The sequence below is a fragment of the Staphylococcus saccharolyticus genome (genome assembly GCF_900458815.1).
Lineage (GTDB): Bacteria > Bacillota > Bacilli > Staphylococcales > Staphylococcaceae > Staphylococcus > Staphylococcus saccharolyticus.
Window position 1 is genome coordinate 25,197 of record NZ_UHDZ01000001.1, and the last position, 25,960, is coordinate 51,156.

Sequence of the window (25,960 nt, forward strand, 5' to 3'; positions counted from 1 at the left end):
ACTTAACATTCTGCATAATAATATACATTTCCAATATTAAAATCCTACTCATATACGTATTGCACCGATATTTTATATTACAAAATAATGAAAAAGTCTATTATCAAAAGCTTAAGACTATTTGCGAATATACAACTTATTTTGTAAAACAGTATTTAGGTGGTAAACTTATAAATAATATTATTCTATAATTTTTAATACTAAAATAGAATTAACCGTTCATAAATGGTAAATTATATACTAGATAGCTATGTGCTATGTATAGATTGAAACGACATTTAAAAGGGACAGAAACTCAAATATAGCTCATACAATACAACCGAACGGAAGGACTACACTTTGAGAAAAGAGGTTTATAATATATGGCTAGAAAAGTTGTTGTAGTTGACGATGAAAAACCAATTGCTGATATTTTGGAGTTCAATTTAAAGAAAGAAGGATATGAAGTCTTTTGCGCATATGATGGTAATGACGCAGTAGATTTAATCTATGAAGAAGAACCAGATATTGTCTTATTAGACATCATGTTACCAGGTAGAGACGGCATGGAAGTGTGTCGTGAAGTACGTAAAAAATTTGAAATGCCAATTATTATGTTAACAGCTAAAGACTCAGAAATTGATAAAGTATTAGGTCTAGAATTAGGAGCAGATGATTACGTGACGAAACCATTTAGTACACGTGAATTGATTGCACGTGTTAAAGCAAACTTACGTCGTCATTATTCTCAACCAGCACAAGAAGTCAGTGGTGCTACCAATGAAATTACAATCAAAGATATTGTTATTTATCCAGATGCATACTCAATTAAAAAGCGTGGGGAAGATATCGAATTAACGCATCGTGAATTCGAACTATTCCATTACCTTTCTAAACATATGGGTCAAGTCATGACACGTGAACATTTATTACAAACAGTGTGGGGTTATGATTATTTCGGTGACGTACGTACAGTAGATGTAACGATTCGTCGTTTGCGAGAAAAAATTGAAGACGATCCTTCGCATCCTGAATATATTGTGACACGTAGAGGCGTTGGATATTTCCTCCAACAACACGATTAGAGGGAGTACCTTATGAAGTGGCTTAAACAATTACAATCCCTTCACACTAAACTCGTTATTGTTTATGTATTACTCATCATTATTGGTATGCAAATCATTGGTTTGTATTTTACCAATAGTTTAGAAAAAGAATTACTCGATAACTTCAAAAAGAATATAACGCAATACGCAAAGCAATTAGATGTCAATATAGAAAAGGTATATAAAGATAATGACAAAGGTACGGTGAACGCTCAAAAGGATATTCAAAACCTTTTGAGTGAATATGCCAACCGCCAAGAAATTGGGGAAATACGTTTTATTGATAAAGACCAAATCATCGTGGCAACAACCAAGCAGTCTAACCACGGTCTTATTAATCAAAAAGCAAACGATGGCTCCATCCAAAAGGCATTATCGCTAGGACAAACCAATAACCACCTGGTCCTCAAAGACTATGGTAACGGTAAAGAACGTGTCTGGGTTTATAACATACCAGTTAAAGTCGATAAACAGACAATCGGTGATATTTACATAGAATCGAAAATTAACGATGTATATAATCAGTTAAACAATATCAACCAAATATTTATCGTAGGTACAGCGATATCTCTATTCATCACGGTAATTCTAGGGTTCTTCATCGCCCGAACGATTACGAAGCCAATTACCGACATGCGTAACCAAACCGTCGAGATGTCTAAAGGGAACTATACGCAACGCGTGAAGATTTACGGTAATGACGAAATCGGTGAGCTCGCACTTGCCTTCAACAATCTGTCTAAACGTGTTCAAGAAGCCCAAGCGAATACTGAAAGTGAGAAACGACGCTTAGTTTCTGTTATCACGCACATGAGTGACGGTATCCTTGCCACAGACCGTCGTGGACGCGTGCGTATCGCTAACGATATGGCACTTAAGATGCTTGGTCTGGCGAAAGAGGATGTTATCGGTTATTACATGCTTGGCGTACTTAATTTGGAAAATGAATTCTCATTAGATGAAATCCAAGAAAATAATGATTCCTTCCTATTAGATATTAATGAAGAAGAGCGAATTATTGCACGTGTTAACTTTAGTACGATTGTGCAAGAAACTGGTTTCGTCACAGGTTACATTGCCGTATTACATGATGTTACAGAACAACAACAAGTTGAGCGTGAACGTCGTGAATTCGTTGCCAATGTTTCACACGAATTACGTACACCACTGACATCTATGAACAGTTACATTGAAGCCCTTGAAGAAGGCGCTTGGCAAGATAAAGAACTTGCGCCATCCTTCTTATCAGTAACAAGAGAAGAAACAGAACGTATGATTCGACTAGTGAATGACTTGCTACAATTATCTAAAATGGATAACGAATCAGATCAAATTATAAAAGAAATTATCGACTTCAATATGTTTATCAACAAAATCATCAATCGTCATGAAATGGCAGCGAAAGATACAACATTTGTACGTGAAATTCCACAACAAACAATCTTTGCTGAAATTGATCCAGATAAGATGACGCAAGTATTTGATAACGTCATTACCAACGCGATGAAATATTCACGTGGCGATAAACGTGTCGAGTTTCATGTGAAACAAAATGCACTTTACAATAGAATGACCATTCGTATAAAAGATAATGGTATTGGTATTCCAATTAATAAAGTAGATAAAATCTTTGATAGATTCTACCGTGTCGACAAGGCACGTACACGTAAGATGGGTGGTACAGGACTCGGTCTAGCGATTTCTAAAGAGATTGTCGAAGCACATAATGGACGTATTTGGGCTAACAGCGTAGAAGGACAAGGTACCTCAATCTTTATTACACTTCCTTGCGAAATCATTGAAGAAGGTGATTGGGATGAATAATAAAGAACATATTAAATCGATTATCCTAGCCCTACTCGTCATGATGAGTATTGTCTTAACATATATGGTCTGGAACTTCTCTCCAGACCTTTCAAATGTCGATAATTCAGATAATAGTAAAAGTAATGAACCTAAACCACTGACAAAGCCCATGACAGCGAAAATGGAAAGCACGATTACACCGTTTCAAATCATACATGCTAAAGATGATAAACCGCATGGGACAGTGTCATCAGGTAAGACCTTAGACACCATGATTGAACCACTAAAGAATCAAGAAGTAAAATCCGTTTCTCATCTAAAAAGAAATCATAATCTCGTCATACCAGAACTCAGCAATGACTTTATCGTACTTGACTTTACTTATGATTTACCGTTAACAACATATCTAAGCCAAGTACTTAATATTGATGCGAAAGTGCCAAGTCACTTTAACTTCAATCGTTTACTTATCGATCAAGATAATAACAATCACGTTGTACTTTACGCAATTAGTAAAGACCGTCACGAAGTCGTGAAATTAAAAACAACGATGAAAGGTAAAAATATTGATAAAGCACTTAAAACTATCGACCCCGATATGCAGCCATATACTGAAATTATTACGAATAAAGACACCATCGATAAAGCCACACATGTCTTTGCGCCAAGTAAACCTAAAGACTTAAAGACTTATCGCATGGTCTACAATACGATTAGTGTTGAACGCATGAATTCAATCTTATTTAACGATTCAACTATTGTTCGTAGCTCTCAAAGCGGTACAACAACTTACAACAACAACACGGGCGTAGCCAACTATGATGATAAAAACGAAATGTATCATTATAAAAACTTGTCAGAAGATGTCAAGAGCTCAAGTAATATGGAAGAGACCATTCCAGGTACTTATGAATACATTAATGGTCATGGTGGTTTCTTAAATGAAGACTATCGCTTATTCAGCACGGATAACAAGACAGGTAAATTAATATACCAACGTTTCCTAAACGGTTACCCAACATTCAATAATCAGAATTTAAATGAAATCCAAGTGACGTGGGGCGATAAAGGTGTGTTCGATTATAAACGATCACTACTTAAGACAGACGTCACACTGAACAGTGAAGAATCAAAGTCAGTACCGACGGCAGAATACGTTCGTTCATCACTTGCTAACGATTCTAATATTGATTTTGAAAAGGTCACAAATATGGTTATTGGTTATGACATGAGTGATAAATATAACAATGATGATATTGAAGTACAACGTAATAGTGAATTAATACCACGCTGGTATGTTGAATACGACGGTAATTGGTATGCCTATAAATATGGGAGGCTTGAATAAATGAACTGGAAATCCACGAAGACATTATTCATTTTCGTTTTTATTCTGGTAAACATCTTTTTGGTCATTATCTACATTGATAAAGTGAATAAATCACAAATAAACGATGCTGAAAAGACTAACGAAGTTAACTTTCAACAAGAAGAAATCGACGTACCTAAAGACGTGTTGAACCAGAATGTTAAAGATACAGAGCTTGCGCAAATAACAGCACGCTCTAAAGATTTCTCAAGCTATGCTAAAGAACATTCAAGCCTCAATACATCGGATTCAGATAAAACACTCGAAGGCGATATTGATAAGACAGTTAAAGTAAGTGATAAGAATCTCAATGATATTAAAGACTATATTGCTAAAAATATCTTTGACGGCAAGGAATATCAGCTCAGTGACTTAACATCACATAAAGTGACGTATGAACAGACCTATAGAGGCTATCCCATTATGAATAATAGTAAAGCACGTCTGACATTTAATTTAATTAATGGCAAAGCAACAAGCTATAAACAAACAGCAATGGATCAAATAGAAATTGCAGAAGGGTCAAATAGTACGAAAAAACAAGTTATCACACCGCGTAAAGCTGTCGAAGCACTGTACTTTAATAGATATCTCAAAAAACGAGACCAAGTCCTAGACGTACGCCTAGGCTACTACTCAGTTGTGAACGAAACTAACGTACAACTACTACAACCCAACTGGGAGATCAAAGTTAAACATAAAGGCAAAGACAAAGTCCAAACTTACTATGTCGAAGCCACAAACAAAAACCCAAAAGTTATATACTAGGCGCTGAAGTGAGCGTTTAGGTTTTGAGCAGAACCGAAAAGTGTGCAAAACTGATTTGTAGTTTTGAAGAGACTTTGAGAGTTTCTACCGAAAAACCTACTCACTGAAGCTCGTTTACTAAGGTGTAAAAAAAGTGGTAAGGTCGCGAGCAATAAGGAGCACTGAGTGAAAATCATTCCTCAAATTCTAGAGAGGTGCGTATAATTGTCGTACGATTTGCTTTAAGTAGCCCGATTATCATTTCAGCAACATTAAATATTACCATATTTAACGACCACCCTCTCTTGGATGGTCGTTTCTTTATGGCATGATGAAGCGGATAATCATTCAAATTATGACACTTCTGCAACGTATAAATGGACGATTGGCACTGAGTCTTTAAAATTGGTATAGTATAATATAAAGGAATTTTAGAGGACGTTTTGTTTCGAGAATTGAAAAATTGTAGCACCTTATCTCGAAACTTTAAATCATCTACACAAATCCACGTGCAAAACTCCGAAACTGAGTTAGAGCGAACTCAGTTTCAAGACGTAACACGAAATCCAACGCACGTTATTAACCCACACCCCTAATGAACTAAATAAAGATTGTACATATGAGAAAGGATGAGTCGCTTGATACGTATGAGTGTATTAGCAAGTGGTAGTACAGGTAACGCCACTTACGTAGAAAGTGAGAAAGGTAGACTACTTGTCGATGTAGGTTTAACTGGTAAGAAAATGGAAGAGTTATTCAGCCAAATCGACAGAAATATTAAGGATTTAAATGGTATATTAGTGACACACGAACACATCGACCATATTAAAGGTCTTGGTGTCTTAGCACGTAAATATAAACTTCCAATATATGCGAATGAGAATACATGGAAAGCGATAGAGAATAAAGATAGTCGTATTCCAATGGATCAGAAATTCATTTTTAATCCATATGAAACGAAATTTCTTGCAGGATTCGATATAGAATCATTTAACGTGTCACATGACGCGATTGATCCACAATTCTACATCTTCCATAATAACTATAAGAAATTCACAATGATTACTGACACAGGCTACGTCTCAGACCGTATGAAGGGTATGATTCAAGGTAGTGATGTCTTTATGTTTGAAAGTAATCACGATGTCGATATGTTACGCATGTGTCGTTATCCATGGAAGACGAAACAACGTATTTTAAGTGATATGGGTCACGTATCCAATGAAGACGCAGGTCTCGCAATGAGTGATGTCATTACAGGTAATACGAAACGTATATACCTCTCTCATTTATCTCAAGACAATAATATGAAAGACCTCGCACGCATGAGTGTTGGTCAAGTGCTCAATGAACACGATATAGACACAGAGAAAGAAGTATTGCTCTGCGATACCGATAAAGCACAAGCCACACCGATTTATACATTATAATTGAATAGAGGTAAGACAAACGACCTACTTGAGTATTGCGCATAAGTAGGTTACTTTTTTGGAAAATAGTCTTGTAGAAAAGTAGGAACATTTAATCTACATATGGAGTAAGTGAGTCTTAAAAAGACCCAATACAAGGATTAAATGTAAAAAATAAAGTTAAGCCAACCGTAAAGTTATCCACTGAAAAGTCACAGTTATCCAGAATTGAGTACAATACCCACATTATTCACAAACTTATCCACAAAACAGCAAGTTTTCCACATCATATGTGTATAAATCCGAAAAAATGCTAAGAAACTATAAAAATAATTGTTATAATTAAGAGGGAATAGTGTGTATAAGTGAATAATTTGTTGATAACTTAGATAAAATAATACATATCATCATGGAGGATCAAATGAAAATTACAATCCTGTCAGTAGGAAAACTAAAAGAAAAATATTGGAAGCAAGCCATTGCAGAATATGAAAAACGACTAGGTCCTTATACAAAAATTGAATTAATAGAAGTAACAGATGAAAAAGCACCAGAAAATATGAGTGAAAAAGAAATAGAACAAGTAAAAGAAAAAGAAGGACAACGATTACTCGCTAAAATTAAATCACAATCAACAGTGATAACATTAGAAATTAAAGGTAAACAACTGTCATCAGAACAACTCTCCAAAGAACTCCAAACACGCATGACACAAGGACAAAGCGACTTTACATTTGTCATAGGTGGATCTAATGGCTTACATCAAGACGTCTTACAACGCAGCAACTACGCTTTATCATTTAGCAACATGACCTTCCCACACCAAATGATGCGCGTCATACTTATCGAACAGATTTATCGAGCATTTAAAATTATGTGCGGTGAAGCATATCATAAGTGATGCGGTTTTTTATTAATTTATTGACTAAAAGTAAAGTATACAATATTAATTAATACCAAACTTTGATATATTTAAGAAAAGATTAAATTTTAGGATGAATAAATGAATGGCATATCAAAAGATATACGCATTAGAAATACTTCAACAACTTGTGGAATTAGGCTATGAAAGAATAAATATACATAATATTGAATCAGAAATTAATGAATGTCTAAAAGAACTAGGAGCGTTAAAACATGTCTGAACAAATAAATACTCCAAAACTAAGATTCCCAGAGTTTAATTATATATGGACTATTACATCTTTAGGTAATTTAGGTATTTTCAAAAAAAGTTATTCTTTATCTAGAGCTTATGAAGATGAAGGTACATATCATCATATTCATTATGGAGACATACATAGTAAATTCCCTTCAATATTAAATGTTACTAATTTAATACCTTCAATTAGCGAATATAAAGACTATGAAGAAGTTAATAAAGGTGATTTAATTTTTGAGGATGCCTCTGAAGATTATAAGGATTTAGGAAAAAGTATATTGATAAATTTTGATCAAGCAAAAATAATATCAGGTCTTCATACACATTTGTTTCGACCTAACAGCTCAATTGATCCAAAATTTTTACTCTATAATACTAAAACAAATAATTATCTAAAATTTATTCGAAAGCAAGGTACAGGTATTTCTGTATTAGGTATTTCTAAAACAAATCTATCCAAATATAAGCTTTATATTCCATCAATTACTGAACAAAATAAAATTAGTAATTTCTTTAGCAAACTCGACCGCCAGATTGAGTTAGAAGAAAAGAAATTAGAATTGTTAGAGCAACAAAAGAAAGGATATATGCAAAAGATTTTTTTCAAGAGTTAAGATTTAAGGATGAAAATGGAAATAATTATCCTGATTGGGAAATGAAGAAGTTAAGCAATATTGCTGATATTATAGGTGGAGGAACACCGAGTACTAAAAAAAGTGAATATTGGGATGGCGATATAAATTGGTTTTCGCCAGTTGAAATAGGAGATCAGGAATTTGTAAGTACTAGTCAAAGAAGAATAACTGAAAAAGGACTAGAAAAAAGTTCAGCAAAGATGCTTCCAAGAGGCACAGTGTTATTTACTTCAAGAGCAGGCATAGGAAAAACAGCTATACTTTCTAAAGAAGCGACTACTAATCAAGGATTTCAATCAATAGTGCCAAAAGAGAACGATTTAGATTCATATTTTTTATATTCAATGACGAGTATTTTAAAAAGAAATGCTGAAAAAGTAGGAGCAGGATCAACATTTTCTGAAGTGTCAAAAAAACAAATGGAACAAATAAAGTTATTAATTCCAATATTAAAGGAACAAAAACAAATAGGACGATTGTTTCAGATGATTAATAGAAAGATTAATAAGCAGTTACATAAAATTGAATTATTAAAACATCGTAAGAAAGGTTTACTACAAAAAATGTTCATTTGATACTGATAAAAGCCTATTATGTTAATTGAAAATAGCAAAAAATAGTAATAAGAGCATCCCTCACCGCAAAGTGAAGGATGCTCTTAAATTTAATGACCTTTATGTTTTTCTTTAGCCTTTATCACTTTAATTTTTCGCTTTCTTTTTTTATCTGCTTCTTTTTGGAGCTTGTTTTTCGTTTTAGATAATTTCTTCTTAAGCTCTTGTTCTTTTTTTAAAGCCTGTTGAGATTGTGTTGTTATCGGATATTTCTTTTGATCTTTTGCAACTTTACGCTGTAATTTTTTAGGATTAATTTTATTCTTAGGCTTCTTACTTTTGGTTGACACTTTACTAGTATTAATCAACTTTAATAAGTGTTGGTTAATAAACTTAAAAATAGTTTCACTATCAGGTTCTGATCCAAACGTATACTTTGCAAAAGTGGATTTTTGTTGCTGCTTGTATTCAACTAACCCTACAAAAAATTGACCATCATGAAAAATCGTGAGTTTCATGTTGTCCCTCCTCTTGATTTCTATGAAATGAAGGACGACCTGAGGAGGAAGGTTACTGACAAATACTACATTTGCATTGGGACTACCAACCCAATTGTGTTTTTACATTTCACATCTATATATTTGCAGATATAAGTGTATCTTCCAAAATAGAATATATTTTAGAACTAGCTACTAATATTTTTTAGAAAAAAAGATATAAGAGTATCCTTCATCGTTAAGTGAAGGATGCTCTATTTTTATTAGAAGTAGTATAGTGTTCATTTTGATAGGTAATGATTTATGATATCTTGGAAATCATTGTTAAGTAAGGTTGTGATAGCGTCGTCATTCATAAAATCTTCATAGATTTTATCAAGAATTTCTTCATCTTCAATTGCTGTGAAATGACGTACTAAACCTTTTACTATTGAAACGTAATCTTGCGATGCTAAACAATTAGCAACCGTTCGCCAGTCTGATTGTGTGGTTTCATGGTTCATAGATACTCCTCCTTTTATTTCAACGTCCATTTTTGACGTGCTTTAGGGTTAAGCGGATGCATGATTTCATTTGTGGCTGGATTAATGAGTTTTTTGACTTTCTTTTTATGAGGTTTTAACATTTCCATCACTTGTGTTACACGTTCGACGACAACTAGCCGCTTCGCATAAGCACCATAAGCTAGAATCAGTGTGTCACTTTCACTAATCGCTTTCATCAAGTGAATGTCTGTGTGTTTGTCGTAAGGTTCTTTGATATGTTTGAGATTTTCAGGCGTTTTATTCGAAAATAGATTCACAAGGTATACAGCGCCATATTGTTCAGAGTTGGCTAATTGGTTAAGAATAAGAACCGTAGTAAGATCGAGTGATAGTACACCATCTAAATGAGGATACATTGTTATAACTGTACATGCTGATTTCTTTTCATCCCAAGTCTTTTTGAGCAAGTAGCGGTGTTGTTCATCATCGCTAAAAATCGCTTCTGTGTGTATCGTACTTTTTATTGTATTCATATGTAGTCACTTCCTTTAGTATTCTTCTGGTAAAAGCATCACATAATAAAAAGCGTCTACGTCATCTTCACGAATAACATAGACTTTCTTAGGTAATGTATTTTGATTTTTTACATAGTTTGTATAGTGATATTCCACTTTGTATGCGGGTTGTTCTTGTTCATGTGTGACTGAGAGTATATTATTATCTTCTTGCAATATAAATATGTGTAAGTAATCTGTGTGCTTTTGATTGTCCCGTTCTTTTACCATATTCCAAAGTAAGATTTGAAGGTCTAGAGATAGATCTTCACTACCCCCTCTTGTAATGTATCGATTAATTTTCATTCTATCTTACCTCATCTTGAATTTCTTTCATAATGATAATTACTTGGCTAATAATCGTAACTGATATTTGTGCCACTTTGATCCAATTATTCATGGTCATTCCCTCCTTTTTTTAGTAAATGACGTTCATCGATAAGTATACTTTTAGTATCAGTGAGGTACAGAAAATCCATATCAAAATGATCCAGATAATCAATACTGATGAGTTGGTTATTGGCGTACATAAGAAATGGATAGATACTTAGCTCATGTAGCTCATCGTTATAGTAGGTATAGGTTTCAAGTGTGAGATGAGTAATAGGAGAATGCTCTACAAAACGAGTAGGGAGAATATTTTCTGCTGCTTCTTCTAACGCTTCACGTTCCCATGTTTCGTTATTAGAAAGTTGAAATAAGCGCGTCATATATTGTTTGAGTTCTTGAGTAATGGTTTTCATATAATTGCCTCCTAGATAGTGTGATAGTGATGTAGTTGGTATACATCATTGAGATAATATATATTTGATTTATCGTTTATTACGAATCCCGGTAGGAATAAGAGAAAATTCCATATAAAAACCCGTGATAAATGTTGGTGTGACAAGGAAATCCCGGAATCCCACTCATTTTGACGAACAATCAACTAATTATTTATACGTATTTATGATGAGTGTATCTCTCTAATTCCTTATATATATAATTTATTTATAAAAAGTAACGGGGTTTTGGGATTGTGCTTGCACAATCCTTCTGCTTCTTCGAATCTGCAAATCCCATTCCTTTCCCGTTAAAAAATCATTGTGGGATGTTCTTTAGCAATTTCAATATAAGCTTCGTGTAGTTATGAAAATAATTACGACAATGACTGTTTCATTAGATAAGTGTTATTGAAATTGATAAAGAGAATTCTTGATAATAGTTAGATAAAATAAGTGAAAGAAGATAGGGGAAATTACTGTTATAACAATGGTTCTATTAGCTAAATAGTAAGATATAATGTTTGGGGCAAAAATAAAGACGAAGTGCTAAAGGGCACTTCGTCAAGGGTATGATTATCAAATAATTGTTTAATAATATTATTATTCAGTTTGAGTGTAACATAGAACTGTTTCTTATGATGTTTATCTTTTCGGATATCAATACGATCGATGACCGTTAGATACAATGATTTCAACTGTGATTTCTCTAATTTATTAATGTCTTTGAATATTGCTTGTAGTACGTTAGCTATAATTTCTGCATCATAAGAAGGAGTTTCAGCTTGTTTGTCTTGTTCTAATTGACCAATTTGGTCTTTAAGTTGATTCAATTCAGCTTGATAATTAAGTATCGTTGGTTTTAATATACTATCTAAGTCAGGGTTATCTTGAATGGTTTTCGTCAATGTATTCATTTTCGATTTCACATCTTCGTAGTGTGATTGTTTATAAGCGATGTCATGATTCAAAGACGATTTATCTATTTGGCTTCGTTTATTTACCTTTTCAACCAATTGTTTCAATGCGTTTTTACTTTTGATCACTTCTAATATCCGATTCATAACATACTTCTCCAATATATCTGCTCTAACGCTATTGGCCGAACAAACTTTTGATCCTTTATTACGGAAATTACTACATGAATAGTATCTGATTCTCTTCTTAGTCCCATTTTTTAACGTATTAGTCGTATTGCTTGCAGCCATTGCTGCGCCACATTTTGGGCACTTTACAATCCCAGTCAGTAGGATTTGTCCCTTTACCGTGAACTTGTGGTTTAATGCGTTCGCTATCTTACGATAACCGTGACCTTTGGCATAGGATTCAAAGATATATTTGACGATATTCGCTTCATGTTGATTGATTATTAACTCTTTTTTACTGTCAGGTATTTTATCATAGCCTAGAGGTAAATTACCTTGGTAATATCCTTCAATCGTTCGTTGCCTTTGACCATTATATACGTTTTCTACAATCGTATTTCTTTCAAACTCAGAGAAACTGGCAAGAATTTGAAGCATTAACTTACCTGTAGACGTGGCAATTTCTATTTTTTCAGTTAGACTAAAAAATTCCACATTAAGTTTATATAATCTTTCAACAATACTTAATAAATCTGAGGTGTTTCTGGCTAAGCGATTGGTTTTGTACACCATAATACAGTCTAATTTATCTTCTTTCGCATCTTTCAACATACGTTGTAATTCAGGACGTTGAGTTGTTTTACCGGATATGCCACGGTCGGTATATTCATCAACGACTTTATAACCTTGAAATTGACAATATTTTTTGAGCTGATTTAACTGACCTTGAATACTATAGCCATCGGTCTGCATTTCAGTTGATACACGTGTATATAATCCAATACGTTTTTTCTTTAAATCTTTCACAAGCTTCCATTCCTTTCATGAGATATTAAGTGTGACTGTTCAACAATATTGATTTGACTATGTTTCAAGTAGATTCCTTGTAATTGTTTAGTTTGAGTTATCGTAATGTCATCAATCAAAGGGGCTATATCTTCTAATGTCAATTTATTTTTAGTTATATGATTGATTGTCTTAGTCATTTGATTAGGTAAATAAGTGGGGGAAGGGGAATGTGTTTCGCTTTCATTACTAGTAGATAGTCGTTTAAATGTTTCTACATCAATATGATTTTGAGCTAGTTTTTCGATAAGCTCTTCTTGTGTTAGCTGTGTTTATTTATATTTTATTTGTCGCTGATTTAGTGTTTGTAGTATTTTCTTATTTAAGCGATTATAAAACGATTCATTTTCAAAATACGCTTTACAAGTATTGAGAACGTCTGCTTCAATCGTTTGTGCATTTATACCATTAAACGAACAGGTGTGATAAGCTTCATTCATGTTTTTAGGGCAGACGTAGTGAATGTTTTTCTTTTTTAATCGTCAAGTTAGTTAATGTTGATTGACAGTAAGGACATTTGATTCGTCGCTTTAGCTTATTTCTAGAATTGGATCGATTGTATTGCTTATGAATACGACGCTCTTGTGCTTCTTCAAACGTATCAACATCAATAATAGGCGGAACCATATCATTAAACGTTCCATACTGATTGATGACACGACCACAATAGTTAGGATTCAAGAGAATGTTTCTAACTTGGTAGGGCTTACGAGAAATAAATTCCACATCTTTATCTAGATTTTGAGAAATTTTCTTATAACCTAGGCCTTGTAAATACCAACGATAAACAGCTTTGACTGTAGGTGCTTCTTCTGCATTTACAATAAAGTGACCTTTATTATAACGATAGCCAAACGGCGCATGTGTTGTAATCAATTTACCTTGCTAGGCTTTCTCTCTAATACTATTTTGTGTTTGTTCGCTGATGTTATTCGATTCCAATTCCGCTAGGCTCATGAGTATGTTCAAGCGAAAGTAATCAAATTCTTTAGCTAAATCAAAATAGCCATCGTTAACACTGATAATTGTGACATGATACTTTTTACAAATTTCAAAAAGTTGTATAGCGTTTTTCAAATTACGATGAAGTCGATTCAGACAATAACAACATAACACTTTACAATTTCCAGAAGTAATGATCTCTACCATCTTTTGATAGCCCGAACGTTTTGTATTTCGTCCGCTTCTCTTATCATCATAAAATTGTACGTTAGTCCATCCATATTGCTTAGCAGTGTCCATAATGAGTGCTTTTTGAGTAGCTAAGCTTTGTTGTTTTAGTGTACTTTGACGTACGTAACCAATAGCTTCGACCATAGTATTCACCTCCACGAAGATAATATATATTTATGAAAGAATTCAAATAAAGGTCCAACGTGTCATCAACACGTTGGACCGCAATCTTAGTTATCATGACTTAACTCTTTAATAACTAAGTCAGTTAATACTTCAATTAAATCATTCATGATATTTACCTCACTATCCATGCATGGTAAATATGTTAAAGCGGAAGTTGAAGGTATAAGTGATTTTCATAAGCGTGTAAAAGAAGGATTTGCTGCTAATGATGTGTTATTTCAATTAAGGTTAGAGATGAGTGTACATGAAAATAAGTATGATTAACTACTAATTTATACAAATAGATATTGTAATATGCATTTGAATTGAAAAATATTTTAGTAAAACGCATCATTAACCAATACGCAGAATACATTAATAAACAAAAAAGATGTGTACTATGAAAAATATTTATTAAATGATATAAAGCAGGCATACATAAATAGTACAACTTTATATTTTAAACTTATGCTTGTAATTGTTTGATAATTTCTCTATTGAAATTGTCTAGATCATCTGGTGTACGGCTTGTTACGATATTATTATCAACTACAACTGATTCATCAACAACATTTGCCCCTGCATTAGATAAATCTTTACGTACATTGATAACACCAGTTATTGTACGCCCATTTAAATCGTCGGTATCAACTAGTAAAAGTGGACCATGACAAATCGCAAATGTTAGTATATTATTTTGAGTAAAATACTTAGTAAATGTACCATAGCGGCCTTCTTCATCACCACGTAAATGGTCAGGTGAAAATCCACCAGGAATTAATAAAGCATCATAATTTTCTGGCTTAGCATCTGCGATATTAACATCTACTGTTACTTTTTCACCATGTTTGCCGACAACTTCATGGTTAGCAGTATCACCAATAACTTCAGTCTCAAACCCAGCATTTTCTAATGCCTCTTTTGGACTAGTTAATTCTATATCTTCAAATTCATCTGCTAAAATGATTGCTACTTTTTTAGTCATAACAGAAATTTCCTCCTAAATTATAATTTTAAATCTATATACTACATACACTAAAAAAAGGAAATTAAACACAAAATACTAATTAACTTATTTATTTAATCATCGGAATAATTTCAAAATTTTATATTCATATTTCTTTTTAATTTATATATTTATCATTGTGGTTTTAAAATGACTTTAATATTGTTGTCTTTTTTCTGATCGAAAATATCATAAGCTTGTTTTGCATCTTCTAAAGGCATAGTATGCGTTATAATTTCTGTTGGATCAAACACTTCATTTTTAATCATTTCATATAATTTTGGCATTTGATGAATAACTGGCGCTTGACCACTTTTTACTTGAACATCTCTATTAAAAATTAAATCTATTGGAAAATTATCTGCAGGTGTACCATAAATACCCGTTAATTGAATGGTACCAAATTTTCTTACTGATTCTGCTGCTGTAATAATTGGACTAATATTACCGCGTTGTGCTGAGTTTGAACTAATCTCTAAATCATCTTGAGCTACTTGTCCATCCATTCCCACACAATCTATAACAACATCTGCGCCACCCTTTGTTGTTTCATGAAGTAATTTTCCGATATTATCTTCTTTAGAAAAATTATATACTTCAGCGCCGTTGAATTTTTTCGCATGGTTTAATCTGTGCTCTACATTATCAATGGCAATCACACGTTCAGCACCTTTTAACTTAGCAAATTTTTGTGCCATTAAACCGATTGGACCACAACCTAGAACAATAACAGTATCACCAGATTTTACGCCCGCATGTTCAACACTCCAATAAGCTGTTGGGACAACATCAGATAAAAATAATACTTGTTCGTCTTTTAAATCACTATCTGGAACTTTGAATGAAGAGAAGTCAGCAAATGGGACTCTTAAATACTCTGCTTGTCCTCCCCAGTGGTTCCCGTGCATGGCACCAAAACCGAAAAGTCCACCATTGTTCATTTTCCAACTTGCTGGGGATGGATTAGAATTATCACATTGAGACTCCATATGGTTATTACAATAGAAGCAATCGCCACAACCAATGTTAAAAGGTATAACTACTCTATCGCCTTTTTTTAAAGTCTTAACGTCTTTTCCTACTTCTTCTACAATTCCCATTGGCTCATGTCCAATAACAAAACCAGGATCCATAAATAAGTCGCCTTGATGATAAAGATGTAAATCAGAACCACATATACCTGAAGCTGTTATTTTAATAATTGCATCTGTTGATTCTTCTATCGTTGGATCTTTCACTTCACGAACTTCCATATTTTTATGACCTTGATAAGTAACTGCTTTCATTAATATCGCCCTCCTTCAGTCAATCTACCCCTTCTAGCACGTTATAAACCCAGAATATTAATAGACTATTTTTAGATTAAGTAGATATGTTCATATTCGAGACTGTTTTAGTATAATGGTTAATAATTTATTAAAGACTATAATAGATTTTAGTTTTGTGTATGAAATATTGAATAGAAATTTTCATGCAGATAAGAGAAAGAACAGTGATTATTCTTAATAAGGCAGCTTATTTCATCAATCGATTTTACGTTGGTGAGCTGTTTGAAAATCTTCTAAAAATAGTAATGAACAAATTAAGATATATATATTTGAAGGCAGATAATAATAAAGTTAAATAACTTTTTTTAGTATTTATAAAACCGCATCATTAATCGATACGCAGAAGCGTACCATAAATAAAGCTAAAAATTAAGTTGTAAGAATTTTAATTTAAACTTAATTAATGAAAGTTTGTTTAGAAAGTTTCAGAGTGAAGTAGATTAATCGAAAATATAATGTCTACAATAAAATGTAAGTTAATTAAAAGAATTACTAATATCATTGCTTTGGAACATGAAATGTAAAAACTTATAACCTATATCCAACAATATAGAATGCTATAATTTGATGGCAGAATGACAATATCAATCGCTTTAAAATGAGGTTAGGAGATGACTTACATTATTAATTGATATCATCAAATATTCATATAAATAAGAGTGAGAATAAAAATTACTATGTAAAAAGCGATGGTAAGGGTTAAAAAAGATGACTAGAACGTATAATGTGAATAAATATGTCATTCAGAAAAACTATAATAATCTTAAATTACATAGACTAAGGTTGTATAAATTTAATACAAAAGATGGAAAGGTCATAAACATTAGCAAATCAACTTTTGTAAAATGGAGTAACTTTGATTGAGAAAATACAAAAAGATGAAGTATTTACGTGTGTGTTTAGAAGGACTCAAAATACTTATTATGCAGGCCAGTTACTCTCTCTACGTATTAACAAGAAGGGTTTAATAACAACTTTGATGTTTCAAGAAATGTCATTAGAAACGTTAAAGTTAGTATCGTAGATTATAAATAAAATAATCGGTTATGGATTAAGTTGAGTAAAAAAAGGGAGTATAGGACTCCCTTAATAAGTTGGTATATAAGTGATTTACTTTTTCAATAATATTTTAATTCCTCTGATAATATTTAAGATATACAATATTAAAGCAATTAAAAAGAATATAATAGCAATGACTAAAGCAATAATAAATATTAATAATTGATGATTCAAAGGCTTATCAAATATTTCTTTTGAAAAAATAATAGCCGCTCTACCTATAAAAAAACTAATCCAAGTCAAAGCATGATTAACTAGTGCTTTTTTACCATGTCTTGACGTTGGTTCATCAGCGAGTATACATACCAATAAAGGTAAAATGACAGGTGCAAAAAAGATACTTAAATAACTCAGTGCTGATAAAACATAACTATTGTCATTTTTATTCATATTACTGTTTATATTTTCCATTCTTTTCACCTTCCTTATTTCTCTTTACTTATTATAAAAACATCAATCATAGACTATTACAACAGTTAACAAGTAAACTTACAACAGTGTAAGTAATACATTGAAAAAATGTTATTTGTATATTTCTTCTAGACAAATAAATTAATATTTTTTACTTAAGGTTTTACATGAATAAATGCATAAATAAGTGGTAAAATAAACTAGACTCATTTAAATAGTATTTCTTATAAAATCACCTCGATAGATTATAGATTAGTGAGGTTTGTTGAAAATTATTTAATAATCCATATAAAAGAAGTAGAAAGACTAGCTACAACTATTAGATGATATAACATTATGTAATATAATGTTATAGAATTAATGAAAGAAAGATGATTTAGATAAACATGTATTAATCGAAAAGATTAGAGTAGCTGTCTTGGGAAAATACAAGGAGTTCATTATTCATCCATTTATCACATGGTCTTCTTTCATTTTCGTAAATGTCGCATCATAATCTGTTTTAGAATAGCTATTTCTATCTTGAAGAATTGATTTTTGTGTTTCATGCTTATACTTTCGCTCAGAGTAATGACTAAATTTCTTTCTGTATTTTTTGATTCGAGTTCGCTTGTGATGTGTTTGTTTTCTTAACTGCGTACATTCCTCATTGTCGATGCGATAATTTAAATCTTCGACTTCTTTATCTAAATGAGTACCAATTAAATCTATATCTTCTGTTGTTAATTCATAATCATTATCTTCTTTAATCTCAGGTATGATTTTATTTTTTGCTAATTCACGATAGAGTGCTTTAGAATCTTTATTCATTTTTGATTCATGGTTATGAATGCTCTTTTTCAATACAAATGTATATCGATTGGCATTTGCCTCAACTTTTGTACCACCAATAAAAATAGCTTTATCATCTATAAGATTTTGTTTCAAACACTGACTATGAAATTAAATAAATAAAGATTCTAATAAAGCATCTACTTGGGGATTTCCTCTAAAGCGATGAATCGTTTTAGAGGAAGGTGTTTGATTTTGTGAAAGCCACATCATCGTACACTATCACTAAGTAATTTTTCTATTTTACGACCAGAAAATACAGATTGTGTGTAGGCATATAAAATAATCTTCAACATCATTCTTTATTTAAATAATAAAGTGTTATCCAATATTAAGTACACGAAATATTGGATATATTTATAGAGAGAATAATTGTTAAGGTGGATGAGAGGATGGCTTACCAAAGTGAATATGCGTTAGAGAATGAGCTACTTCGACAATTGGATGGATTAGGGTATGAACGGGTGAATGTGCATAATGTGGAGCAACTGCATGATAACTTTCGTCAAATCATTAATGAGCGACACATGGATAAATTAGAAGGACGTCCGCTGACTGATCGTGAATTCGAAAGGTTAATACAGATATTAACGGTAAGTCTGTCTTTGATAGTGCGATGCAATTACGTGATAAATATGTCCTTCAAAGAGATGATGATTCGATTGTTTACATAGAACTTATGAATTTAAAGCAATGGTGTCAAAATAAGTTTCAAGTCACAAATCAAGTGACTGTGAACGATAATATAAAAGTCGTTATGATGTAACCTTACTTATTAATGGTTTACCTTTAGTACAAATTGAACTCAATCGTAGCGGTGTTGCCATCACTGAAGCATTTAACCAAATCGAACGCTATCGTCGCCAGAACCATACAGGCTTATTCCATTATATCCAACTATTCGTAGTCAGTAATAAAATGGAAACAAGGTATTATGCCAATAGTGACCGTGAAATATTTAAAGGTCAAATGTTTTACTGGAGCAATCAACAAAACGAACGCATCAACTATCTCAAAGAATTTACCGAAAATTTCCTAGAACCTTGCCATATCGCTAAAATGATCAGTCGCTATATGGTTGTAAACGAAACAGATAAAATATTAATGGCACTAAGACCTTACCAAGTCTATGCCGTCGAAGCCATTATCAATCGAGCGTTAGATACAAACAATAATGGTTATATTTGGCATATAACAGGAAGCGGAAAGACCTTAACCTCTTTCAAAGCGAGTCAACTATTATCACAAGAAGAAAATATTAAAAAAAGTCATCTTTCTCGTAGACCGTAAAGATTTGGATAATCAAACATTGGCAGAATTCAATAAATTCCAAGAAGATTCTGTAGATTTAACAGATAATACGCGGAAGTTACTTAAACAACTCGCTGACCCAACTCTACCTTTAATTGTCACAACAATTCAAAAGATGGCTAATGCAGTGAAGTCTAAGATGCTATTATGGATACGTATAAACAAGATAAAGGGATTTTTATTGTTGACGAATGTCATCTTACACAATTTGGGGACATGCACTGTTTAATTAAACAACATTTCCAAAATGCGCAATACTTTGGCTTTACTGGCACGCCACGTTTTGAAGAGAATAAAAGCCAAGATGGTCGAGCGACTGCAGATATATTTGATACATGCCTCCATCATTATCTGATTAAAGATGCGATTAGAGATCACAATGTTCTTGGGTTTTCAGTAGAATATTATCAAACATTTAATGCGCATGAAACGATGGATGAGGCATATATCGAGAAGATTAATAATTCTGAAATTTGGATGGCTGATGAGCGAATTTAAGCAGTGAGTTGATATATCGCTTCAAATTATCATAAAAAGACGGACAACGGCAATTATACTGCGATGTTCGCCGTTCAAAGTATCCCAATGGCAATCAAGTATTATGATACTTTCCAGAGATTAAAAGCTGAAGGTGTGCACGACCTCAATATCACGACAATATTTACGTATCAAGCGAATGAAGATACACACGAAGATGAGCATTATGAACATTCACGCAAAGTGCTTGACCGTATAATGAGTGACTATAATGTTACATTTAAAATGAACTATGACACTGACAATTTTGAAGGGTATTTTTCAGATGTATCCAAACGCATGAAAGAAGTGGTTCGTGATGAGAAGATAGACATTCTTATCGTTGTGAATATGTTCCTGACTGGCTTTGATAGTAAAAAGCTGAATACACTATATGTAGACAAAAACTTAAAGCATCATGATTTAATTCAAGCTTATTCTAGAACGAATCGTGTAGAAAAAGAACGTAAACATTATGGTAATATCGTATGTTATCGTGATTTAAAACAACAAACAGGTGAAGCGATAGAAATCTTTTCACAAACAGATAATACAGATACCGTTCTTAGCTTGTTATTATGAGGAATACTTACGTGATTTTAAAGCGATTTTAAATGAAGTATGCCGTTTAGCACCTACACCGTTAGATGTGGACCGACTTGAAACGGAAGATTTGAAAAAGAATTTCTTTATATTACTCCGCGATTTATCCAATATTTTAATTAAGTTAAAGACATTTGATGAATTCCAATTTACTAAAATGAACTAGGCATTGATGAACAGACATATGAAGACTATAAAGGGAAATTTTTAAACATTTATGAGGAAGTAAAAAGAGACAATCAAGGCGATGAAGACGAGGGCGTGTCTGTATTAGATGACATTGATTTCAAAGTAGAATTAATGCGTAATGACCTTATAAATGTGAAATATATTATGGATTTAATCAGTCAAATTAATTTATCTGATAAGAAAGCGAGTGATGAAAAACGTCATCAAATTCACAAATTATTAGATAAAGCAGATGATCAACAATTACGTTTGAGAGCGGATTTAATACGTGAATTTATCGATCAAGTGGGTACCTTCTTTGAGAGAAGATTCAGATATCAACGAAGCGTATTATGAATTTGAAAATAATGAAAAGATTAAAGAAATTGGTGTGTTTGCTGAACAAAAGGCATTTTCTGCAAACCTATTAAATGAAGCGTAAACGTAAAACAGATCAAATTATACAATTTATAGAAGATACAGTTGAAAAGTATGGAACAATGGAATAAATATCCTTGTATTTTATATTTAATACAAGGATATTTTATTGTATGATACATGCGTAGTAATAAAAAAATACAAAAGAAGGTGAGCGCCATTTCTCAATTACTTACGTTTCATAACGGTTCACTCATTATTTATTATACTTATCACTCACATGCTTATGCTTCTGAGCGTGCATCCATATGTGCTTCAAATGCATCGAGTAGTTCTCTTACTTCGGCAATGGATTGGGTATTCATTAATTGATGGCGAAGTTCGCTAGCGCCTCTGATGCCACGTACGTAGATTTTGAAGAATCTGCGTAAACTTTTGAACTGTCGTGCTTCATCTTTATCATATTTTTCAAATAAAGAGAGATGTAAGCGTAATAAACCTAATAATTCTTTACTTGAATGTTCGCGTGGTTCCTTTTCAAATGCGAATGGATTGTGGAAGATACCTCTACCAATCATAATGCCGTCGATACCATATTTATTTGCGAGTTCTAGACCAGTTTGTCTATCGGGGATATTGCCATTGATGGTTAACAGTGTATTTGGTGCAATCTCATCACGTAATGTCTTGATAGCTTCGATTAATTCCCAATGTGCGTCTACTTTACTCATCTCTTTACGGGTACGTAGATGAATGGATAAATTTGCGATATTTTGTTCGAAGACGTGTTTTAACCAGTCTCGCCATTCATCAACATCGTGATAACCTAAACGTGTTTTAACACTGACTGGTAGACCACCCGCTTTAGAGGCTTGAATGATTTCGGCTGCCGTTTCAGGTCGTAGAATCAAGCCGGACCCTTTACCTTTTTTCGCAACATTTGCGACAGGACAACCCATATTCAAATCGATACCTTTAAAGCCTATGTCCGCTAAACAGATACTCATTTCTCGGAATTGATCTGGTTTATCGCCCCAGATATGCGATACCATTGGCTGTTCATCGTCACTAAAAGTTAAGCGTCCGCGCGCACTATGAATACCTTCAGGGTGGCAGTAACTCTCAGTATTCGTAAATTCAGTAAAAAATACATCCGGTCTCGCAGCTTCATTTACAACATGCCGAAAGACAATGTCTGTCACGTCTTCCATAGGTGCCAAAATAAAAAATGGACGTGGCAATGTACTCCAAAAATTTTCTTTCATGATTTATTTAAACCTTCTTTATTATAATATTATAATAATCTCGAATTTTTACGCATGATGATATTACCACAAAAGGAACATAGCTGACCACAACTTTTAAAAGAAATCATCGAGAGGTTTTTAAATGTATAAACGTTTACGAAATGTTTATAGTGGTAAAGTACATATATGAGCTAAACTAACATAAAAGATTAAGAAAGGAACATGTATATGAGTGAAGCAAATCATAAAAATATCGTTGTTGTAGGTGCTGGTATTATTGGTACCTCAGTAGCGACGATGCTTTCAAAAGTAAGCCCTAACTGGCATATAGATATGTTTGAAAGACTAGAAGGCGCTGGCATTGAAAGTTCTAATGAAAAAAACAATGCTGGAACAGGACATGCTGCATTATGTGAATTAAACTATACAGTTGAACAAGATGATGGTTCAATCGATGCGTCTAAAGCGCAAGAAATTAACGAGCAATTTGAATTGTCTAGACAATTTTGGGGCAATTTAGTTAAAAATGGTGATATTTCTAATCCTGAAGAATTTATTCAACCACTACCACATATTAGTTTCGTAATGGGTCCAACAAACGTTAACTTTTTAAGAAAACGTTATGAAACACTTAGAACTATTCCTATGTTTGATACGATTGAATATACAAAAGATATGGAAACAATGAGAAAATGGATGCCGTTAATGATGCAAAATCGTGAACTAGGTCATCAAATGGCAGCAAGTAAAATTGATGAAGGTACAGATGTGAACTATGGTGAGTTAACTCGTAAATTAGCATATTACTTAGAACTACAATCAAATGTTTCATTAAAATACAATCATGATGTCGTAGATTTAACTCAAAGAGAAGACGGTAAATGGCAAGTGGTTGTAGAAAATCGAGAAACAAAAGAAAAAGTGACTAAAATCGCTGATAAAGTATTTGTTGGTGCAGGTGGTTATTCTATTCCGTTATTACAAAAATCTGGCGTTAAACAAAGAGAACATCTTGGTGGTTTCCCAATCAGTGGTCAATTCTTAAGATGTACAAATCCAGATATTATTAACCAACATGCTGCTAAAGTTTACAGTAAAGAACCTCAAGGTAAGCCGCCAATGACAGTGCCTCACCTTGATACTCGTTATATTAATGGCAAACAAACATTATTATTTGGCCCATATGCCAATATAGGTCCTAAATTCCTAAAATATGGTTCAAATTTAGATTTATTTGAATCAATCAAACCATACAACGTTACAACAATGTTGGCTTCGGCAGTTAAAAATATACCTTTAATTAAATATTCAATTGATCAAATGATCAAAACTAAAGAAGGTTGTATGAACTATTTAAGAACATTTATTCCTGATGCTAATGATGAAGATTGGGAACTTTACACTGCTGGTAAACGTGTTCAAGTTATTAAAGATAGTGACCAACACGGTAAAGGTTTCGTAGTATTTGGTACAGAAGTTGTAAATTCTGACGACCACTCTATGATTGCTTTATTAGGTGAATCACCAGGAGCTTCAACATCATTATCAGTTGTCCTTGAAGTTCTAGAGAAAAACTTCGCCGATGATAGAGAAGTGTGGGAACCTGTTGTTAAAGAAATGGTACCAACTTACGGTCGTTCATTAATTAATGACGAACAATTAATGAGAGAAACTCGTCGTGAAACTTCTAAAAACTTACATTTAAATAGATAAGCACTTTTTAAAAAATGGAGTTTCATGTCATGAAATGATGACATGATGTATGAGAGTTAGCGTGATGAGTAAAGACATAAAATAAACAATGTAAGTTAATCTTAAAAACGGATATTATCCATGGATTTCACTTAATTTCTTTAAACTTATAGCAATATCATCTTGATTAATATAAGAGTATGAAAACCTATTATAATTTTTAAAATCACTTTCATAATTCTCCCCAGGTTGAATGAATATAGTCTTTGTCTTGAAAAATATAATAATGTATCACTAATAGAAATTAGAGGCACACTTTTTTAGAGCGCTGTATGTCTTACGTCAGACAACCTTCATACTTACCTATATGTGTTAAAGCTCTATCATCAAAACTTAACATTAGTTTGCAAACTGTTTTTCCCGAAACTTTCCCGTAAACTTATCACCGGCATCATCTATGTCTCTTCAAAAACACCTACAATCACGTATGTTTAAATACCCCACTTTTTAAAATTCTGCTTTAAAGATGTGGTGACCTGAATATCGTGATTGTAGGCTTTTTATTTTATATACTCATTAATTTCTCTTCTTGGCGAATACGTACAATTAAGAAATAAGCATATGGAATCAATAAGAGTGTTGTGTATGTAGCGTGTGTTAATAGCAATACGCCGATTAACTCGGGAATGATATTTAAGAAATAGTTTGGATGTTTCGTCACTTTATATAATCCTGACTTGATAATAGGATAATTTGGTAATATAAATAATTTCAATATCCAAATACGACCTAGTGTCTTAATGACTGTAAATAGCATGATATAAGCGATGATCAATATGATTAAGCCAATGTGCTATTAAAGAAGTTAAATGTATCCTTATGAATGCTTCTACAGCTGCACTAATGTAAATCAATCCGTGAGTTATGGCTAGAAATTTTGAATTTTTAATGCCGTATTCCACGGTGCCATCTGCCTTTAGCTGTTTTGCATGTTGCATAGATATCTTTAAGCTGATTAATCGAATACAGAAAAAGATAAGTAAGATAGTTAAAATCATTATGTCCTCCGTTATTTTG

21 protein-coding genes and 4 pseudogenes are annotated in these 25,960 nt (G+C 32.8%); 12 read left to right on the forward strand and 13 right to left on the reverse strand.

The genetic code is table 11. From position 1 onward, the window contains the following. Positions 1-362 precede the first annotated feature (362 nt). The 9 genes from yycF (at position 363) to DYE57_RS00145 (ending at position 8,788) form a co-directional block, all read left to right on the forward strand. Complete coding sequence (gene yycF, locus DYE57_RS00105; protein ID WP_002434481.1) at positions 363-1,064, forward strand: response regulator YycF; 702 nt, start codon at positions 363-365, stop codon at positions 1,062-1,064. 12 nt (positions 1,065-1,076) lie between these two features. After that, the gene (walK, locus tag DYE57_RS00110; protein ID WP_115312445.1) at positions 1,077-2,909 is read left to right on the forward strand and encodes a cell wall metabolism sensor histidine kinase WalK; all 1,833 of its coding nucleotides are present in this window, start codon (positions 1,077-1,079) and stop codon (positions 2,907-2,909) included. Then, entirely contained in the window at positions 2,902-4,239 is a 1,338-nt protein-coding gene (yycH, locus tag DYE57_RS00115; protein WP_165417849.1) for a two-component system activity regulator YycH, read from the forward strand. Before walK ends, yycH begins: the two co-directional genes overlap by 8 nt. Continuing rightward, on the forward strand, positions 4,240-5,028 hold the full coding sequence (locus DYE57_RS00120; RefSeq protein ID WP_115312447.1) for a two-component system regulatory protein YycI: 789 nt from the start codon (positions 4,240-4,242) through the stop codon (positions 5,026-5,028). A 608-nt stretch (positions 5,029-5,636) separates the two neighbouring features. After that, complete coding sequence (locus DYE57_RS00125; protein ID WP_115312448.1) at positions 5,637-6,437, forward strand: MBL fold metallo-hydrolase; 801 nt, start codon at positions 5,637-5,639, stop codon at positions 6,435-6,437. A 400-nt stretch (positions 6,438-6,837) separates the two neighbouring features. Continuing rightward, entirely contained in the window at positions 6,838-7,317 is a 480-nt protein-coding gene (gene rlmH / locus DYE57_RS00130; RefSeq protein ID WP_115312449.1) for a 23S rRNA (pseudouridine(1915)-N(3))-methyltransferase RlmH, read from the forward strand. A gap of 106 nt (positions 7,318-7,423) precedes the next feature. Further along, positions 7,424-7,561, forward strand: coding sequence for a restriction endonuclease subunit R (locus tag DYE57_RS00135; RefSeq protein ID WP_115312450.1), 138 nt, complete (start codon positions 7,424-7,426; stop codon positions 7,559-7,561). Then, positions 7,554-8,192, forward strand: coding sequence for a restriction endonuclease subunit S (locus tag DYE57_RS00140; RefSeq protein ID WP_115312451.1), 639 nt, complete (start codon positions 7,554-7,556; stop codon positions 8,190-8,192). Before DYE57_RS00135 ends, DYE57_RS00140 begins: the two co-directional genes overlap by 8 nt. Positions 8,193-8,233: 41 nt before the next feature. Continuing rightward, positions 8,234-8,788: a restriction endonuclease subunit S gene (locus DYE57_RS00145; protein WP_115312452.1), complete on the forward strand. Its 555-nt coding sequence runs from the start codon at positions 8,234-8,236 to the stop codon at positions 8,786-8,788. 89 nt (positions 8,789-8,877) lie between these two features. Here the strand turns inward: DYE57_RS00145 and DYE57_RS00150 are convergent, their stop codons facing one another. The 7 genes and pseudogenes from DYE57_RS00150 to ccrA all read right to left on the reverse strand — a co-directional run bounded on the left by DYE57_RS00150 (position 8,878) and on the right by ccrA (position 14,312). Next, positions 8,878-9,285, reverse strand: coding sequence for a DUF2992 family protein (locus tag DYE57_RS00150; protein WP_115312453.1), 408 nt, complete (start codon positions 9,283-9,285; stop codon positions 8,878-8,880). A gap of 260 nt (positions 9,286-9,545) precedes the next feature. Beyond that, positions 9,546-9,767, reverse strand: a complete 222-nt coding sequence (locus DYE57_RS00155; protein WP_115312454.1) for a hypothetical protein — start codon at positions 9,765-9,767, stop codon at positions 9,546-9,548. A gap of 14 nt (positions 9,768-9,781) precedes the next feature. After that, entirely contained in the window at positions 9,782-10,282 is a 501-nt protein-coding gene (locus DYE57_RS00160; RefSeq protein WP_115312455.1) for a DUF1643 domain-containing protein, read from the reverse strand. A 15-nt stretch (positions 10,283-10,297) separates the two neighbouring features. Next, on the reverse strand, positions 10,298-10,609 hold the full coding sequence (locus DYE57_RS00165) for a DUF960 family protein (RefSeq protein ID WP_115312456.1): 312 nt from the start codon (positions 10,607-10,609) through the stop codon (positions 10,298-10,300). Between the two features lie 86 nt (positions 10,610-10,695). Continuing rightward, on the reverse strand, positions 10,696-11,046 hold the full coding sequence (locus DYE57_RS00170) for an SAUGI family uracil-DNA glycosylase inhibitor (RefSeq protein WP_115312457.1): 351 nt from the start codon (positions 11,044-11,046) through the stop codon (positions 10,696-10,698). A 521-nt stretch (positions 11,047-11,567) separates the two neighbouring features. Continuing rightward, positions 11,568-12,956, reverse strand: a complete 1,389-nt coding sequence (locus DYE57_RS00175; protein ID WP_115312458.1) for a recombinase family protein — start codon at positions 12,954-12,956, stop codon at positions 11,568-11,570. After that, positions 12,953-14,312, reverse strand: a pseudogene (gene ccrA, locus DYE57_RS00180) (cassette chromosome recombinase CcrA). Before ccrA ends, DYE57_RS00175 begins: the two are co-directional and overlap by 4 nt. Before the next feature lie 168 nt (positions 14,313-14,480). Between ccrA and DYE57_RS11755 the strand changes: the two are divergent. Continuing rightward, positions 14,481-14,618: a hypothetical protein gene (locus DYE57_RS11755; RefSeq protein WP_165417820.1), complete on the forward strand. Its 138-nt coding sequence runs from the start codon at positions 14,481-14,483 to the stop codon at positions 14,616-14,618. Between the two features lie 181 nt (positions 14,619-14,799). Here the strand turns inward: DYE57_RS11755 and DYE57_RS00185 are convergent, their stop codons facing one another. From DYE57_RS00185 to DYE57_RS00200, 4 genes and pseudogenes are all read right to left on the reverse strand, one after another. Next, a complete protein-coding gene (locus tag DYE57_RS00185; protein ID WP_115312459.1) occupies positions 14,800-15,318 on the reverse strand; it encodes a type 1 glutamine amidotransferase domain-containing protein in 519 nt (172 codons plus the stop codon). Between the two features lie 155 nt (positions 15,319-15,473). Next, positions 15,474-16,625, reverse strand: coding sequence for a zinc-dependent alcohol dehydrogenase (locus tag DYE57_RS00190; RefSeq protein WP_115312460.1), 1,152 nt, complete (start codon positions 16,623-16,625; stop codon positions 15,474-15,476). Positions 16,626-17,777: 1,152 nt separating this feature from the next. After that, positions 17,778-18,137 (reverse strand): hypothetical protein, encoded by a 360-nt coding sequence (locus DYE57_RS00195; protein WP_115312461.1) that lies wholly within the window; start codon positions 18,135-18,137, stop codon positions 17,778-17,780. Between the two features lie 447 nt (positions 18,138-18,584). Continuing rightward, a pseudogene (locus tag DYE57_RS00200) lies at positions 18,585-19,270 on the reverse strand (transposase); the annotation flags it as partial. A 90-nt stretch (positions 19,271-19,360) separates the two neighbouring features. On the opposite strand from DYE57_RS00200, the pseudogene DYE57_RS00205 reads away from it, so the two are divergent. Continuing rightward, positions 19,361-22,075 (forward strand): annotated as a pseudogene (locus DYE57_RS00205) (type I restriction endonuclease subunit R). 153 nt (positions 22,076-22,228) lie between these two features. On the opposite strand, the gene DYE57_RS00210 reads toward DYE57_RS00205, so the two are convergent. Further along, positions 22,229-23,209 carry a tRNA dihydrouridine synthase gene (locus DYE57_RS00210; protein ID WP_115312462.1) on the reverse strand — a complete coding sequence of 327 codons (981 nt, stop codon included), beginning with the start codon at positions 23,207-23,209 and terminating at the stop codon, positions 22,229-22,231. A gap of 210 nt (positions 23,210-23,419) precedes the next feature. Here DYE57_RS00210 and lqo point away from each other — a divergent pair, with 210 nt between their 5' ends. Beyond that, on the forward strand, positions 23,420-24,904 hold the full coding sequence (gene lqo / locus DYE57_RS00215; RefSeq protein ID WP_165417848.1) for an L-lactate dehydrogenase (quinone): 1,485 nt from the start codon (positions 23,420-23,422) through the stop codon (positions 24,902-24,904). 544 nt (positions 24,905-25,448) lie between these two features. Here lqo and DYE57_RS00220 read toward each other — a convergent pair. After that, positions 25,449-25,941 (reverse strand): annotated as a pseudogene (locus tag DYE57_RS00220) (isoprenylcysteine carboxylmethyltransferase family protein). Between the last annotated feature and the right edge of the window lie 19 nt (positions 25,942-25,960).

Bases quoted from the DNA above. Each gene is read 5' to 3' on its own strand.
- yycF (WP_002434481.1), top strand. From the start codon at position 363: ATGGCTAGAAAAGTTGTTGTAGTTGACGATGAAAAACCAATTGCTGAT.
- walK (WP_115312445.1), top strand. From the start codon at position 1,077: ATGAAGTGGCTTAAACAATTACAATCCCTTCACACTAAACTCGTTATT.
- yycH (WP_165417849.1), top strand. From the start codon at position 2,902: ATGAATAATAAAGAACATATTAAATCGATTATCCTAGCCCTACTCGTC.
- DYE57_RS00120 (WP_115312447.1), top strand. From the start codon at position 4,240: ATGAACTGGAAATCCACGAAGACATTATTCATTTTCGTTTTTATTCTG.
- DYE57_RS00125 (WP_115312448.1), top strand. From the start codon at position 5,637: ATGAGTCGCTTGATACGTATGAGTGTATTAGCAAGTGGTAGTACAGGT.
- rlmH (WP_115312449.1), top strand. From the start codon at position 6,838: ATGAAAATTACAATCCTGTCAGTAGGAAAACTAAAAGAAAAATATTGG.
- DYE57_RS00135 (WP_115312450.1), top strand. From the start codon at position 7,424: ATGGCATATCAAAAGATATACGCATTAGAAATACTTCAACAACTTGTG.
- DYE57_RS00140 (WP_115312451.1), top strand. From the start codon at position 7,554: ATGTCTGAACAAATAAATACTCCAAAACTAAGATTCCCAGAGTTTAAT.
- DYE57_RS00145 (WP_115312452.1), top strand. From the start codon at position 8,234: ATGAAGAAGTTAAGCAATATTGCTGATATTATAGGTGGAGGAACACCG.
- DYE57_RS00150 (WP_115312453.1), bottom strand. From the start codon at position 9,285: ATGAAACTCACGATTTTTCATGATGGTCAATTTTTTGTAGGGTTAGTT.
- DYE57_RS00155 (WP_115312454.1), bottom strand. From the start codon at position 9,767: ATGAACCATGAAACCACACAATCAGACTGGCGAACGGTTGCTAATTGT.
- DYE57_RS00160 (WP_115312455.1), bottom strand. From the start codon at position 10,282: ATGAATACAATAAAAAGTACGATACACACAGAAGCGATTTTTAGCGAT.
- DYE57_RS00165 (WP_115312456.1), bottom strand. From the start codon at position 10,609: ATGAAAATTAATCGATACATTACAAGAGGGGGTAGTGAAGATCTATCT.
- DYE57_RS00170 (WP_115312457.1), bottom strand. From the start codon at position 11,046: ATGAAAACCATTACTCAAGAACTCAAACAATATATGACGCGCTTATTT.
- DYE57_RS11755 (WP_165417820.1), top strand. From the start codon at position 14,481: ATGCATGGTAAATATGTTAAAGCGGAAGTTGAAGGTATAAGTGATTTT.
- DYE57_RS00185 (WP_115312459.1), bottom strand. From the start codon at position 15,318: ATGACTAAAAAAGTAGCAATCATTTTAGCAGATGAATTTGAAGATATA.
- DYE57_RS00190 (WP_115312460.1), bottom strand. From the start codon at position 16,625: ATGAAAGCAGTTACTTATCAAGGTCATAAAAATATGGAAGTTCGTGAA.
- DYE57_RS00195 (WP_115312461.1), bottom strand. From the start codon at position 18,137: ATGGAAAATATAAACAGTAATATGAATAAAAATGACAATAGTTATGTT.
- DYE57_RS00210 (WP_115312462.1), bottom strand. From the start codon at position 23,209: ATGAAAGAAAATTTTTGGAGTACATTGCCACGTCCATTTTTTATTTTG.
- lqo (WP_165417848.1), top strand. From the start codon at position 23,420: ATGAGTGAAGCAAATCATAAAAATATCGTTGTTGTAGGTGCTGGTATT.